The sequence below is a fragment of the Robertkochia flava genome, assembly GCF_020166515.1.
GTDB classification, from domain to species: Bacteria; Bacteroidota; Bacteroidia; order Flavobacteriales; family Flavobacteriaceae; genus Robertkochia; species Robertkochia flava.
In genome coordinates, this window is record NZ_JAINZT010000004.1 from 209,116 (window position 1) to 224,074 (window position 14,959).

A 14,959-nucleotide genomic window follows, 5' to 3' on the forward strand; every position below is an offset into this window, starting at 1 on the left:
GACTATTGTGCAGTAAGTTGTAAGATAACCGGCGGCATTAACCGAATGGGATGTTTTCGCGTTAAATATATTTAAAATTTTTAAAAGAAAAGCGGCAACTTCATGGGAAGCTGCCGCTTTTTAACAATTATCTTCAGGATATCCTGATCTATGGTTTGTGATCAACAAGAACCCATTCCCCGGAATTGAGCAGGGGCAGTGCTTGTTTGAACTTCATGGTTTTGTTTTCACCGTTCACCACATTCTTTATGGTCACTTTCTCATTCCTCCCGATCTTGGGTTGTTCCCTGACAATGGTCTCGGTTACCTGTGGCCTTTGTTGGGTTTGACTGGCGGTGCGGTTTTGGGCGGCCATTTCATCGGTGTTTGGAATTTCTTCTTTCGAAGTTTTATAGTCTTCCTTCCTTTTTACTTCTCTGGCTTCCCGGATATTACTGGTGTCTTCGGTTGGGAGCTCTCCTTTGAAAAGGAAAGAAACCACTTCGCGGTTCACCTTGTCTATCATGGTTTTAAAGAGTTCGAAGGCTTCAAACTTGTAAATAAGAAGCGGATCTTTTTGCTCGTGAACAGCGAGTTGCACCGACTGTTTCAGCTCATCCATTTTTCTCAGGTGCGTCTTCCAGGAGTCGTCAATAATGGCCAGGGTAATGTTCTTCTCAAAGTCGTTGATCAGTTTCTTACCCTCAGACTCGTAAGCTTCCTTCAGGTCGGTTACCACTTTCAGGGTTTTGACCCCGTCGGTAAACGGAACCACGATTCGCTGAAAACGGTCGGCCTGGTTCTCAAAAACATTTTTGATCACCGGGAAGGCCGTTTGGGCATTCCGTTCCATTTTTTCCTGGTAATGGCGGTAAGTTTCCTTATAGATCCTGGAGGCGATCTCCATATAGGTCATCGACTTGAATTCCTCTTCATTGATGGGGGAGGTTACCGAAAAATGCTTGATGAGCTCGAATTCAAAATTTTTGAAGTCATTCGCTTCCTTGTTGGTTTCTGCGATAGCTTCACAGGTATCGAAGATCATATTGGCGATGTCCAGTTTAAGACGGTCTCCCTGCAGGGCGTGTTTTCTACGCTTGTAGACCACCTCGCGCTGCGCGTTCATGACGTCGTCGTACTCCAGAAGGCGTTTACGGATACCAAAGTTGTTTTCCTCCACTTTTTTCTGAGCCCGTTCTATAGACTTGGTCATCATACTGTGCTGGATAACCTCTCCTTCTTCAAGTCCCATGCGGTCCATGATCTTAGCCACCCGGTCGGAACCGAAGAGGCGCATGAGGTTATCTTCCAGGGATACGTAGAATTGAGAGCTACCAGGGTCTCCCTGACGTCCGGAACGACCTCTTAACTGTCTGTCGACACGTCTTGAATCGTGACGTTCTGTACCTATGATCGCCAGTCCTCCGGCATCCTTAACCTCTTTGGAGAGTTTAATATCGGTACCACGACCTGCCATGTTGGTGGCTATGGTTACCACACCCGGGTTTCCTGCTTCGGCAACAATGTCGGCCTCTTTTTTATGGAGCTTCGCGTTAAGTACGTTGTGATCGATCTTCCTGATGGAGAGCATTTTTGAAAGCAGCTCCGATACCTCTACGTTCGTAGTACCCACAAGTACCGGACGTCCCTGGTTCACCAGTTTTACGATATCGTCAATTACGGCATTGTATTTCTCTCTCTTGGTCTTATAGATCAGATCTTCCTTGTCTGCCCTGGCGATGGGTCGGTTCGTTGGAATTTCAACCACATCCAGTTCATAGATCTCCCAGAATTCTCCTGCCTCGGTAATGGCTGTACCGGTCATCCCCGAGAGCTTGCTGTACATTCTGAAATAGTTCTGCAGGGTAATGGTGGCAAAGGTCTGCGTAGCAGCTTCGATCTTTACGTTCTCCTTGGCTTCAATGGCCTGGTGCAGCCCGTCTGAGTAACGGCGCCCTTCCATGATACGTCCGGTTTGCTCATCTACGATCATCACCTTGTTTTCCATCACCACATATTCGATGTCTTTCTCGAAAAGGGTGTAGGCTTTAAGAAGTTGGTTCAGGGTGTGGATGCGTTCGCTCTTAACAGAAAAGTCCTTGAAGAGATCTTCCTTAAGTTCGGCTTCTTTTTCGGCTTCCAACCCTTGTTTGTCAATGCGGGCGATCTCCGTACCGATGTCCGGCATTACAAAGAAATTCGGATCGGTATCCCCGGAAAGGTATTCAATCCCCTTATCGGTGAGCTCGATCTGGTTATTCTTTTCGTCAATAACAAACCACAATGCCTCGTCAACCTTGGGCATTTCACGGTTGTTATCCTGCATATAGTGGTTCTCTGTTTTCTGAAGAAGTTGTCTTACCCCTTCTTCACTCAGGAACTTGATAAGCGCCTTGTTCTTGGGTAATCCGCGGTATACCCTCAGCAACTGGAAGCCACCTTCTTTGGTGTCGCCACTTGCGATCAGTTTTTTGGCCTCCGCCAGTACTCCTGTAAGGTACTGCCTTTGTCGGGCTACGATATCTGAAATCTTTGGTTTGAGCTCGTTGAACTCGTGAAGGTCTCCTTTAGGAACCGGACCGGATATGATCAGTGGTGTACGTGCGTCGTCAATAAGTACCGAATCGACCTCATCCACGATGGCGTAATTGTGTTTGCGTTGTACCAGATCTTTAGTGGTATGCGCCATATTATCCCTCAGGTAATCAAAACCAAACTCGTTATTGGTACCATAGGTGATGTCTGCCAGGTAGGCCTTTCTTCTGCTGATGGAATTGGGCTGGTGATTGTCTATACAATCTACCGAGAGCCCGTGAAATTCAAAGATGGGGCCCATCCAGGCACTGTCTCTTCGTGCGAGGTAGTCGTTAACCGTAACCAGGTGCACTCCGTTTCCTGTAAGCGCGTTCAGATACACCGGAAGGGTAGCCACAAGGGTTTTTCCTTCTCCGGTCTGCATCTCAGCGATCTTACCCTGGTGCATGGTGATCCCTCCGATAAGCTGTACATCGTAATGTACCATATCCCAGGTCACTTCCTTTCCGGCGGCATTCCATGAATTACTCCATGTGGCCTTGTCGTCTTCAAGGGCTACGTAATCCCTGCTCCCTGAAAGCTCCCGGTCAAAAGAGGACGCGGTAACGGTAATGGTCTCGTTATTGGTAAAACGCTTGGCAGTTTCTTTTACCACTGCGAACGCCTCGGGAAGAATCTCGTCAAGAACCTTTTCCGTGGCTTCATAGGCCTGCTCTTCCAGCTGGTCGATCTCGTTGTAGATCGATTCGTTCTTGTCGATATCCACAGAGGTTTCGGCCTCTGTTTTCAATTTGGCAATTTCCTCGTCAAAGGAGGCTCTTGCCTCTTTTATTTTGTCTTTAAATTCCTGTGTCTTTTTTCTGAGCTCATCGTGGGACAGCGACTCCAGTGATGCTTCGAAAGATTTGATCTTTTCTACGATCGGCATCAACGCCTTTACATCCTTCTTTGCTTTGTCTCCCACAAAGATCTTAATAACGGAATTGAGTAAACTCATGCTTATGATTCTTGTTAGGCCTCAAAATTAAACAAAAAAAAAGCCTCCATAGAGACTTTTAACTTTATAATATTAAGGCGTGTGTTAATATTCGTCCTCGTTCCAGAGGTAATCTTCTTCGGTTGGGTAATCCGGCCAGATCTCCTCAATTGACTCGTACATATCTCCTTCATCTTCCATTGCCTGCAGGTTTTCAACAACCTCCAATGGGGCTCCGGTTCTAATAGCATAATCAATTAATTCGTCCTTTGTTGCTGGCCAGGGGGCATCATCCAAATACGATGCCAATTCTAATGTCCAATACATATGCTATCTGGTTTAATGATTTTGTGCAAAAATAAATTTTTAAGTTAAAAAGTCAAGTAAAATCTATATTATTTACAAATTATTTCTAAGAACGTAAAAAACGGCAGATTTTAGTGGTAATTCCTTAACCTTTAGTCAATTAATTCTGAAATAAATTAAGACTTTTTCTCTGGTATCCAGGGAACTTCTTCTGCGTTATGGTCCTTAGTCAACTTCCGTGCCAATACGAACAGGTAATCAGAGAGGCGGTTCAGGTACCTGATCACGACCTTTTCAAACGGCTCATTTTCATAGAGATGAGTGGCTCTTCGTTCGGCTCGGCGGCATACAGTTCGGGCCAGGTGACAATATGACACAATAGGGTGCCCTCCGGGCAGTATAAAGTGCGTCATCATCGGAAGGTCTTCCTCCATCCGGTCGATGGCCTTTTCCAGGAAAATAATATCCTGTTCCCCGATTCTTTCAATGTTGAGACGGTCTTTTCCGCTTTTCAGCTTTTCCTTCTCCGGGGGAGTGGCCATAATGGCACCTATGGTAAAAAGCTTATGCTGCACCTCGACCAGGGTGTCCCGGATCTCGGGATCGATTTCCTGATCCCTGAGCATACCTATCCAGGCATTGAGCTCGTCCACTGTTCCGTAACTCTCGATACGAATGTGATGTTTGGGTACCCGGTCGCCCCCGTAGAGGGCCGTGGTACCTAAATCTCCTGTTTTCGTGTAGATCTTCATTTCAAGCAATTTTTCATTTTGGACAGGGGTAGCCGTTGTTTGCCTTCCCGATTCGGTTCACTCCGTTAAAAAAGCAACTCCCGAATCAACTGCCACTGTATTGTGAGGCTAAAATAATGATCCGAAGCAGGAAATCATGGATTTCACTGACTTTTTTATAAAATAGTGAATTATAGACGAATAGTGAAATTTTCTTTGGCTTGTTCTTTCCTTTTGAAGGCAAAACCTACCCGGAAACAATCGATGGTGAGATGAAGCTCATGGCTTTTACTGAGTGCTTCCCAAAACGGATCGCTTCCTGCTTTGACGACCATCAGCAAAGTGTCGTTGTCCAGGTATTTCAATAACTCATCCACGGCAGTTCGGTGAGGGTCCAGTCCATTTACAAATACCATTCCGGGATTTTCTATGGGTTGATGATCTGAGCAGGGCAGGAGGATGAGCTGTGGTTTCCGGCTTCCGAAGAAATGATGCAGGGTGTTGTTTATCGCTTTGACGTATTTTTCAGGCAGCGTTTTTATTTGGGGAATATGCCCGATCACAGGGTGCTCCTGTTTCTCTTCTTTCAGGTAAAGCCCCCGGGTAACCAGGTCGTATACGAAGGGAGAATGTACTCCGTGCGCATTGGTTGATCTGCTGATGTATTTGAGGTATTCGAGTAATCCCTTCATGCTGCAGGCATCATTCATCTCCTTCCATTTTCATGGAAAGTTCAAACCATCTTTCGGTTTTACTGTCGATCGCATCTATGATCTCCTGGAGCAGTATCGATTGTTTGTCGATAGCGTCTCCTTCAAGTTCTCCGGTGGCAAATCGATTCTCGGCCTCTTTTTTATCCCTTTCCAATTGTTTGATCTCCCTTTCCAGCTTTTTAAATTCCTTCTGTTCGGTATAGGAAAGTGTACTGTTGGAGTCTTTTTTCCAGGTTTTCCTTGGTTCTGCAGGGGTGTCTTCCTCCTTTGTTGCAGGGGTGCTGCTTTCGTAGATTCTGTAATCGGAATAGTTGCCCGGGAAATCTTCAATGATCCCTTCACCCCGGAATACAAATAAGTGATCTACGATCTTATCCATAAAATACCGGTCGTGGGAAACCACCAGAAGGCAACCCGGAAAATCGAGCAGGAAGCTCTCTAATACGTTAAGGGTGATGATGTCCAGGTCATTGGTGGGTTCGTCCAGGATGAGAAAGTTGGGATTCTGAATGAGGACGGTACAGAGGTAAAGTCTTTTTTGTTCTCCGCCACTGAGCTTTTCCACATAGTCGTATTGCTTCTTGCGATCGAACATGAAGCGTTCCAGCAGCTGAGCTGCAGAGATCTGCCGGCCTTTGGTCAATGGGATATAATCGCCAAACTCCCGAATGACCTCAATGACCTTTTGCCCGGGTTTAATATTGATCCCTGACTGGGTGTAATACCCGAATTTCACGGTATCCCCGATCACCACCTTGCCCGAATCGGGGGCCAGGTGACCCGTAAGGATATTGAGAAAGGTGGATTTTCCGGTGCCGTTCTTCCCGATAATACCGATACGTTCTCCCTTTTTAAAGGTGTAGTCAAATTTATCCAGTATGGTTTTATCCCCGAATGATTTTCCTACATTGTGCAGTTCGATGATCTTGCTTCCCAGGCGTTCCATGTTGATCTCCAGCTGAACCCGGTGATCTTTTCTTCTCTGGTTCGCTTTTTCCTTGATCTTGTAGAAGTCGTCGATCCTGGATTTCGATTTTGTAGTTCTGGCTTTGGGCTGCCTGCGCATCCAGTCCAGTTCTTTACTGTAGAGGTTCTTCGCTTTTTCAACGGAAGCTTTTTCAGCCTGTATCCTCGCCTCTTTTTTTTCCAGATAGTAGCTGTAATTCCCTTTGTATTGGTAAAGCTGGCCGTTTTCCAGTTCAATGATCTCGTTGCACACCCGTTCCAGGAAATACCGGTCGTGGGTTACCATGAACAGGGTGATGTTCTCCCGGGCAAAGTAAGCCTCCAGCCATTCGATCATTTCCAGGTCAAGGTGGTTGGTGGGTTCGTCCATAATAAGCAGATCCGGGGTATTGAGCAAAATACTGGCCAGAGCCAGCCGCTTCTTTTGGCCACCAGATAGCGAGCCAACCTTCTGTTCGAGATTGTCAAGTTTGAACAGAAAGAGCATTTGTTTATACTGGGTTTCAAAGTCCCAGGCGTTGTGCGCTTCCATTTTCTCAAAGGCCTGCTGGTATTTTTCCTGGTCTTCCGGGGTTAGCAGGGCCTGTTCGTACTCGTGAATGATCTGAAGGGTCTTGTTGTCAGAGGCAAAAATGGTTTCTTCCACCGTTATCTGAGGGTCCAGGTCCGGTTCCTGGGGCAAAAAGGCAATATGGATTCCGTTTCGGGATACTACCTGTCCCGCATCCGGCTCTTCCTTCCCTGTAATGATATTGAGGAGGGAGGTTTTTCCCGTTCCGTTTTTGGCTATAAAAGCGATCTTCTGATCCCTGTTGATACCAAAGGAAATGTCTGTAAAAAGTACCCGCTCGCCATAAGACCTGGCAATATGTTCTACCGATAGATAATTCAAAGTCTGGATTTTTTGCAAAAGTAACCCAAAAGGCAATTATAACGCACTTATTTTTCCTTTTTACGGGCTATGGCAAAAAGTGCTATGAACCCGGAAAAGAGGGTGGCTATCCTCGCGATGTAGTCTCCGTATTGTACATAAATGGTCTTCTTGTTGTTGATGCTGATGCTGCCTTTTATAACGCCTTTCTCTCCATATCCGAGTGTTTTCTTTACCTGTCCTTTTTCGTCGATCAGGGCCGAGATCCCTGTATTAGCGCTTCGGGCTATACTTCTTCGGGTTTCCACAGCCCGAAGCCTGGCATAACTCAGGTGTTGTTGGTGTCCCTGGGTACGGTCCCACCAGGCGTCATTGGTTATGATGCTCAGAAAATTGGCACCGTTCTTCACGTAATCGGTGACATATTCTCCGTAAACCGATTCATAGCAAATAATGGGTGCTGCCCTGAAGGTTCCTCCCGACGAGGTAAATACACTGCGCTCGTCCTGGGTGGCTCTGGAAAGGACGGTACCTCCAAGGTCGATCATAATATTGCCCAGAATAGGCTCGAGGGTTTCCTTAAAGGGAAAATTTTCTACTCCCACCACCAGTTTTGACTTGATGTAGGTTTGTACTTCTCCCTGCCGGTTCAGGTTTACAGCTGCGTTGTACACCTCGAACCAGTCACCATTAGGGGTGCGATTGGCAGAAGGCGAAGGCCGTTCTTCCTGGCGGTATAACCTGTAGAAGTCGGCGCCGGTAATAAGTTCCAGGCTGTCGTACCTGGAAAGGAATACCTGGAGGATATACTTTTCTCTGCTGTTGGGAAAGGCGTCCATATTGCTGTTCCCGGCCAGCATGGTCTCCGGGGCGATGATATAATCAGTCTCTTCATCTGTATAGGGTTGGGCCATTGCTACCAATTCCCTGGCCACCTCCGTATTGGGTTGGTCGTATTTTTCGGTATAGGGGTCGGTATTGGGTTGAATGATCACTACTTCTGCCTGTTGGTTGCTTTCCTCATAATTTGACCAAATAAACAGGGAGATGATAATGGGCAGGGCGATCTTCAGTACCTGTTTGGCGATGCCTGTGCTGAGCTGAGCTGATAGTCTGCTTTGACGGAACTTCTCAATGGTCTTAAACATGCCAATATTTACAGCCCAGATCCAGAGTGCTCCACCGAAACTTCCCGTATACTCATACCATTGAATCCAAAGGGTGTGTTCCGAAAAAACGTTTCCGAGATTCAGCCAGGGCCATGAAAAATCCCAGTTCAGATGAAACTTTTCAAAGGCAATCCACAGGGCCGGAAGGAATATCAGGTGAATTTTGGCGGGTAATCTTCGGGCCACAAGATGAAATGCAAGGAAAATGAGTGCCATCAGCAAGGTGTTGACCAGAAGGGCAAAGAACATTCCGAAGGGCGTGGAATACCAGATCCACCAGGTGGTGATACTGTTCCATATGAGCAAAGCCAGGTAGGCGTAACCGAATACCTTCAGGGTTTTGTTTTTGTCTTCACCCAGTCGAATGTTGCGCTCCAGTATGAGCAGGGGTACAAATCCAAAGAAAACCAGGAGCGGGAACCCGTAGGTTGGCCAGGCTCCGGCCAGAAGCAGCCCGGATAATGCCGCAAGCAGTAGTCTTTTTCTCATAAGTTCGTTTTGGAGTGCTAATATCAACATTTTCTTTGAAGTAGCACGGTTCTTTGGCTCAAGCCGGGCTAAAGGCTCAAAATTTGAAGGTACTTCCTTTATTAAAGAAGGTATAAAGTATTATTTTTACTTAAACTTCCTGATACATGAAAAGACATATTCCGAACCTGATCACCTTGCTGAACCTTTTTAGCGGTTGCATTGCCGTGGTACTGGCTGTGCAAAATCAACTGGAGCTTGCTGCCTTGTTCGTTTTTCTCGGGATCTTCTTTGACTTTTTCGACGGTCTTGCTGCCCGGACCCTAAAGGTGCAGAGTGAAATTGGGTTGCAGCTGGACTCTCTGGCCGATATGGTTACCAGTGGGGTGGTGCCGGGTATTGCCATGTATCAGATGCTGAGGATGTCGCAGGGAGGTTTTGTACACGATTGGAGTGGGAGCGAGGTTAACGGATCCATGGTATGGGTTGGCGAGCACCTGGTTCCTCTTGCCCTGGCAGGGTTTCTTATTACCCTTTCTTCGGCTTACCGACTGGCTAAATTTAATATTGACGACGACCAGAAAACTTCTTTTAAAGGATTGCCAACCCCTGCAAACGCCCTTTTCATTCTTTCGCTGCCCCTGATCATGTTGTACCAGGGGAATGATATGATCAACCAGTGGCTGCTGAATCCCTGGGTGTTGCTGGTCATAACCTTATTGAGTACTTATATGCTGAATGCTCCTGTGCGGCTGTTTGCCCTGAAGTTTAAGTCGTGGGGTATGAAAGGCAACGGCATACGCTACACCTTCCTCCTGCTGGCGTTGGTTATGGCGGTGACCATGAAGTACCTGGCCATTCCGGTGATCATTGTGAGCTATGTCCTTCTTTCTCTCGTAGAGAATATGCTCAGGAAAGGGCAGGCGGATTAAAATTCAAGTTTCTTCTTACGCAGTTCGAAGTTTTGACCCAGGTAAACCTTTCTTACCATTTCGTCTGCTGCGAGTTCTTCAGGTTCCCCATATTTCAGAATGCTTCCTTCAAACATCAGGTAAGATCGTTCGGTAATGGCCAGTGTTTCCTGTACATTGTGATCGGTGATCAGGATACCGATGTTCTTGTTTTTTAGCTGGGCCACGATGCGTTGGATGTCTTCCACGGCAACCGGGTCCACCCCGGCGAAGGGTTCGTCCAGCAGAATGAATTTTGGGTCGGTAGCCAGGGCTCGTGCAATTTCTGTTCTTCTGCGTTCCCCTCCCGAAAGCAGGTCTCCGCGGTTTTTCCGGATATGCCCGATATTGAACTCGTCCAACAGCGACTCTACCTTCATTTCCTGTTCTTTCTTGGAAAGTTTGGTGAGTTGTAGAACGCTACGGATGTTATCTTCTACACTAAGTTTACGGAACACAGAGGCTTCCTGTGCAAGATATCCGATGCCATTCTGAGCTCTCTTGTACATGGGGAATTGGGTGATCTCCATACTGTCGAGAAAGATCTTTCCGCCATTGGGTTTGATGAGTCCCACGATCATGTAGAAGGACGTGGTCTTTCCGGCTCCATTGGGCCCCAGCAGACCAACGATCTCTCCCCGGTTTACTTCCAGGGAGATGCCCTTAACGACCTTTCGTCCTTTATAGGACTTCATGATATTTTCAGCTCTTAACTTCACGGCAATGGTATTTTATCACTATTGTGGGTAAATAGTAAACTGGTCAAATTTAACCAAATCCCCCGGAAGGGGTCCGGCTTTTAAGAATTAATTATCGTCTTTGGCGGCTTCCAGGGCATCCCAGTATTCGTAGGCCCTTCTCAGGTGGGGGATCATTATCGTGCCTCCCACCAGGGTAGCTACTCCCAGTGCTTCCTCTACCTCCTTCCAGGTAAATCCTACCTTGTGGCAGGCCTCCAGGTGGTATTTTACACAGTCGTCGCAGCGCAAAACGGCAGATGCCACAAGGCCCAGCAGTTCCTTGGTTTTCCTGTCAAGAGCGCCCTCCATAAAGGCATTAGTGTCTAAATTGAAGATCCGCTTTATGATCTTATTATTGTCCTTTAATATGCGATCGTTCATCCTTGAACTATAGCTGTTGAATTCTTCTACAGGATTTGACATTACTTTGTTTTTCTAAGTTTCTTTTCTTGTCTCCTTACCACCACCCTTGAAATATGGATACTGATCTCGTAAAGAATCAGTACCGGGATGGATACCACGATCTGGCTTGCGACATCAGGGGGGGTGATGATGGCCGATACAATAAGCACCAGTACCAGGGCAAACTTGCGGTATTTCCTTAAAAACTCAGGAGTTACCAGGCCTACTTTGGTCAGGAAATATATGATTATGGGGAGCTCAAAGATGAGTCCGCAAGCGATAACCGCTGCCCTTACAATAGAAATGTAGGAGGAGAGGTCAATATCGTTAAACACCTCATCACTCACCCGGTAATTGGCCAGGAAGTTGATGGAAAGAGGAGATACCACATAATACCCGAACAGCACTCCGGAAAAGAACAAAAGGGAGGCGATCAGAATAAATCCTCTTGCGTTTTTCCGTTCGTTGTCATAAAGTCCGGGACTGATAAACTTCCACATCTCATAAAGTACGTAGGGAAATGCGACGATAAAGCCTGCCCAGATGGAAGTCCAGATATGGGCAGAGAATTGCCCGGCCATTTGCCGGCTCTGAATCCGAAATTGGGGGCCTTCACAAAAGGACTGGTCCAGTCCGAGCGATTGGGCGATATTACAAAATAGCCGGTATGTGGGGAATTCTGCTTTCTTGGGGCCAAAGAGCACGGTATCAAATATGAAATCCTTAGCCAGAAAGGCTGCAAAGGCTACAATAACCACAGCCAAGGTAGATCGAATCAGATGCCATCTCAGTTCTTCCAGGTGATCCAGAAATGACATTTCCTGGGTGCTGTTGTGTTCTGCCATTAAATTATTCCTTCTTTGATTAGGTCGTGAAGATGTATTACACCTGCATATTTACCGTCCTGCTCTACCAGAAGTTGTGAGATGCCATTAGCTTCCATGGTTTCCAGGGCGTCAACGGCCATCATTTCTGCTTCGACGGCTTTTGGGGCAGATGTCATGATGTCTGCTGCGCGCAGACCATTGATGTTTTCGTATTTTTTTAGCATGCGCCGGATGTCACCGTCCGTAATAATACCGATAATGTTTCCGTCTTCCACTACGGCAGCCACTCCCAGCATTTTCTCGGAGATCTCCACAATCACCTCCCGGATATCAGCATCTTTACTAACCTGGGGCTTCTGGTTAACCGAGGAAATGTCCTCCACTCTTAAATAGAGCTTTTTACCCAGGGCACCTCCGGGGTGGTATTTGGCAAAATCCTTACTGCTGAATCCTCTGAGGTTGAGCAGGCATATTGAGAGGGCATCGCCAATGACCAGTTGGGCGGTCGTACTGGTGGTGGGGGCCAGGTTGTTCGGGCAGGCTTCCTTTTCGACATAGGCGTTCAATACAAAATCGGCCTGTTGCCCGAGGAAGGATTCCTTATTGGCTGTGATCGCGATCAGCTTATTGGGTCCGTTCTTGATCAGGGGAACCAGCACCTTGATCTCCGGGGTGTTTCCGCTTTTGGAGATGCAGATCACCACATCGTCCTCCAGAATCGTACCCAGATCCCCGTGAATTGCATCGGCAGCATGCATAAAAATAGCCGGAGTTCCCGTAGAGTTCAGGGTAGCTACTATCTTTGTGGCAATGATAGCGCTTTTTCCGATACCGGTAATGATGACCCTACCTTTAGATCGGTAGATGGTCTCTACGGCATTGGCAAAGTCATCGTCGATGAAGGAAGAGAGCTCCAGGATGGCTTTCGCCTCGGTTTCCACGGCTTCTTTCGCATCGGCTATGATGGAATTTTTGTCGATCAAGATTTTAATTTTTTAAAATTTCAATAAGAAAAAGATTGCTTATCTTTAGTAGTGCAAATGTAAATAAAATAGTAAAACGGAAGGATGAGTACAGCTGAAATTGACTTGAACGCTGCGCTGAAGAAGTATTTTGGATTTAGTCAGTTTAAAGGGCTGCAGGAAGAGGTTATCAGAAATATTATTAACGATCACAACACCTTTGTGATCATGCCTACCGGTGGAGGGAAATCCCTCTGCTATCAATTGCCGGCCCTGGTGAAAGAAGGGACAGCCATCGTTATTTCACCCCTGATTGCTTTAATGAAGAACCAGGTAGATGCCATCAGAGGCATTTCTGCCCAGGAAGGTATTGCCCACGTATTGAATTCTTCATTGAATAAAAGCGAGGTCAAACGGGTGATGGTTGATATCCGCAAGGGAGTTACCAAGCTTCTCTATGTAGCTCCTGAATCCCTGACCAAAGATGAATATGTCGAGTTTTTCAGGACAGTGAAGATCTCTTTTGTTGCCGTAGATGAGGCCCATTGTATCTCGGAATGGGGGCATGATTTCCGGCCGGAATACCGCAATATAAGAACCATCATTCAACGTCTGGGAGACGATATTCCCATTATCGGTTTAACTGCCACGGCCACCCCTAAGGTGCAGGAAGATATCCTGAAAAACCTGGGGATGACCGATGCCAGGGTGTTTAAAGCCTCCTTTAACCGTCCTAACCTCTTTTACGAAGTGCGTTCCAAAACCAAAAATGTCGATGCAGATATTATTCGTTTTGTAAAACAACGTGAAGGGAAATCAGGGATCATTTATTGCCTTAGCCGTAAGCGGGTCGAGGAATTGGCGCAGACCCTGCAGGTAAACGGTATCAAAGCCGTTCCCTACCACGCCGGGCTGGATGCCAAGACCAGGTCCAGGCACCAGGATATGTTTCTGATGGAGGAGATCGACGTGGTGGTGGCTACTATTGCATTTGGTATGGGAATCGATAAACCGGATGTTCGGTTTGTGATTCATCACGATATCCCCAAAAGTATCGAAAGTTATTACCAGGAAACTGGAAGAGCCGGTCGCGATGGAGGCGAGGGGCATTGCCTGGCCTTTTATTCCTATAAGGATATCGAAAAACTGGAGAAGTTCATGAGCGGCAAGCCCGTGGCAGAACAGGAGATCGGTCATGCCCTGTTGCAGGATATGGTGGCCTATGCAGAAACTTCCATGTCCAGAAGGAAATACATTCTTCATTATTTCGGGGAAGAATTCGATGAGGTAAACGGGGAGGGAGCAGAGCTGGACGACAATGTGAAAAATCCTAAAAAGAAGCACGAGGCCAAAGAAGATGTGGCTAAGTTGTTGAAGGTGATCAAAGAGACCAAGGAGAAATACAAGGCGAAGGAAATTGTAAATACCCTGATCGGAAAGACCAATGCGTTGATGAAATCCCATAAAACCGATGAGCGTGAAATTTTTGGGTCCGGTTCAGACCAGGAAGATTCCTATTGGAGGGCCCTGATACGCCAGGTGCTGGTAGCGGGTCTTATTCGTAAAGAAATAGAACAATACGGGGTGCTGCATCTCACAAAAAAGGGAAAGGAGTTTATAAAATCTCCAGTTTCCTTTATGATGACGGAAGACCACAAGTATGAAGATCTCGGAGACGAAGGGGTGGTGACAGCAAAACAGGGCGGCGGAGCTGCAGACGAGCGATTGCTTAAGATGCTTAAGGACCTCAGGAAATCCCAGGCTAAAAAGCTGGAAGTGCCTCCGTTTGTGGTATTCCAGGATCCCTCTCTTGAAGATATGGCCCTGAAATATCCCGTTACCCTTGAGGAACTGATCAATATTCACGGAGTCGGGGAAGGGAAGGCGAAAAAATTTGGAAAACCCTTTGTGAAACTCATCGCTGAATATGTGGATGAAAACAATATTGAAAGGCCTGATGATATGGTGGTTAAATCTACCGGTTCAAATTCTGCCTTGAAATTGTATGTCATTCAGAATATTGACCGCAAACTGCCATTGGATGATATTGCCTCCTCCAAGGGATTGAAAATGGATGACCTGATCAAGGAGATGGAACAGATCGTGTACATGGGGACTAAGCTCAATATCGATTACTGGATAGATGAGTTGTTCGATGAAGACCAGCAGGAGGAGCTGCATGACTATTTCCTGGATGCAGAAAACGATAAAATATCGGTAGCCATGGAGGAATTCGATGGCGATTATGAAGAAGATGAATTGCGGTTGTACCGTATTAAATTTATCAGTGAAGTAGCGAATTAACCAACCAACTAATTCGATTATATGCTGAAAAAGGAAGGTCTGTATCGACCTTCCTTTTTT

General features: G+C 46.6%; 12 protein-coding genes. 2 read left to right on the plus strand and 10 right to left on the minus strand.

From position 1 onward, the window contains the following. Positions 1-148: 148 nt before the first annotated feature. From secA to lnt, 6 genes are all read right to left on the minus strand, one after another. The gene (gene secA / locus K7R11_RS05930; RefSeq protein ID WP_224489442.1) at positions 149-3,511 is read right to left on the minus strand and encodes a preprotein translocase subunit SecA; all 3,363 of its coding nucleotides are present in this window, start codon (positions 3,509-3,511) and stop codon (positions 149-151) included. An 84-nt stretch (positions 3,512-3,595) separates the two neighbouring features. Beyond that, positions 3,596-3,817, minus strand: a complete 222-nt coding sequence (locus K7R11_RS05935; protein ID WP_008612884.1) for a DUF2795 domain-containing protein — start codon at positions 3,815-3,817, stop codon at positions 3,596-3,598. 155 nt (positions 3,818-3,972) lie between these two features. Further along, on the minus strand, positions 3,973-4,548 hold the full coding sequence (locus K7R11_RS05940; protein ID WP_224489445.1) for a cob(I)yrinic acid a,c-diamide adenosyltransferase: 576 nt from the start codon (positions 4,546-4,548) through the stop codon (positions 3,973-3,975). 170 nt (positions 4,549-4,718) lie between these two features. After that, positions 4,719-5,237 (minus strand): hypothetical protein, encoded by a 519-nt coding sequence (locus K7R11_RS05945; RefSeq protein WP_224489447.1) that lies wholly within the window; start codon positions 5,235-5,237, stop codon positions 4,719-4,721. Then, the gene (locus K7R11_RS05950) at positions 5,230-7,098 is read right to left on the minus strand and encodes an ABC-F family ATP-binding cassette domain-containing protein (protein ID WP_224489448.1); all 1,869 of its coding nucleotides are present in this window, start codon (positions 7,096-7,098) and stop codon (positions 5,230-5,232) included. Before K7R11_RS05950 ends, K7R11_RS05945 begins: the two co-directional genes overlap by 8 nt. Positions 7,099-7,145: 47 nt before the next feature. Beyond that, a complete protein-coding gene (gene lnt, locus K7R11_RS05955; RefSeq protein WP_224489449.1) occupies positions 7,146-8,735 on the minus strand; it encodes an apolipoprotein N-acyltransferase in 1,590 nt (529 codons plus the stop codon). Between the two features lie 146 nt (positions 8,736-8,881). On the opposite strand from lnt, the gene K7R11_RS05960 reads away from it, so the two are divergent. Then, a complete protein-coding gene (locus K7R11_RS05960; RefSeq protein ID WP_224489450.1) occupies positions 8,882-9,646 on the plus strand; it encodes a CDP-alcohol phosphatidyltransferase family protein in 765 nt (254 codons plus the stop codon). Here the strand turns inward: K7R11_RS05960 and lptB are convergent. The 4 genes from lptB to K7R11_RS05980 form a co-directional block, all read right to left on the minus strand. Next, a complete protein-coding gene (lptB, locus tag K7R11_RS05965) occupies positions 9,643-10,383 on the minus strand; it encodes an LPS export ABC transporter ATP-binding protein (protein WP_224489451.1) in 741 nt (246 codons plus the stop codon). The genes K7R11_RS05960 and lptB overlap by 4 nt on opposite strands. A gap of 87 nt (positions 10,384-10,470) precedes the next feature. Next, the gene (locus tag K7R11_RS05970) at positions 10,471-10,827 is read right to left on the minus strand and encodes a carboxymuconolactone decarboxylase family protein (protein WP_224489452.1); all 357 of its coding nucleotides are present in this window, start codon (positions 10,825-10,827) and stop codon (positions 10,471-10,473) included. After that, the gene (tatC, locus tag K7R11_RS05975) at positions 10,827-11,651 is read right to left on the minus strand and encodes a twin-arginine translocase subunit TatC (protein ID WP_224489453.1); all 825 of its coding nucleotides are present in this window, start codon (positions 11,649-11,651) and stop codon (positions 10,827-10,829) included. The genes K7R11_RS05970 and tatC overlap by 1 nt, the downstream gene beginning before the upstream one ends. Further along, positions 11,651-12,616, minus strand: a complete 966-nt coding sequence (locus tag K7R11_RS05980; protein ID WP_224489455.1) for a KpsF/GutQ family sugar-phosphate isomerase — start codon at positions 12,614-12,616, stop codon at positions 11,651-11,653. Before K7R11_RS05980 ends, tatC begins: the two co-directional genes overlap by 1 nt. An 84-nt stretch (positions 12,617-12,700) precedes the next feature. Here K7R11_RS05980 and recQ point away from each other — a divergent pair, with 84 nt between their 5' ends. Beyond that, positions 12,701-14,899, plus strand: a complete 2,199-nt coding sequence (gene recQ, locus K7R11_RS05985) for a DNA helicase RecQ (RefSeq protein WP_224489457.1) — start codon at positions 12,701-12,703, stop codon at positions 14,897-14,899. Positions 14,900-14,959 lie beyond the last annotated feature (60 nt).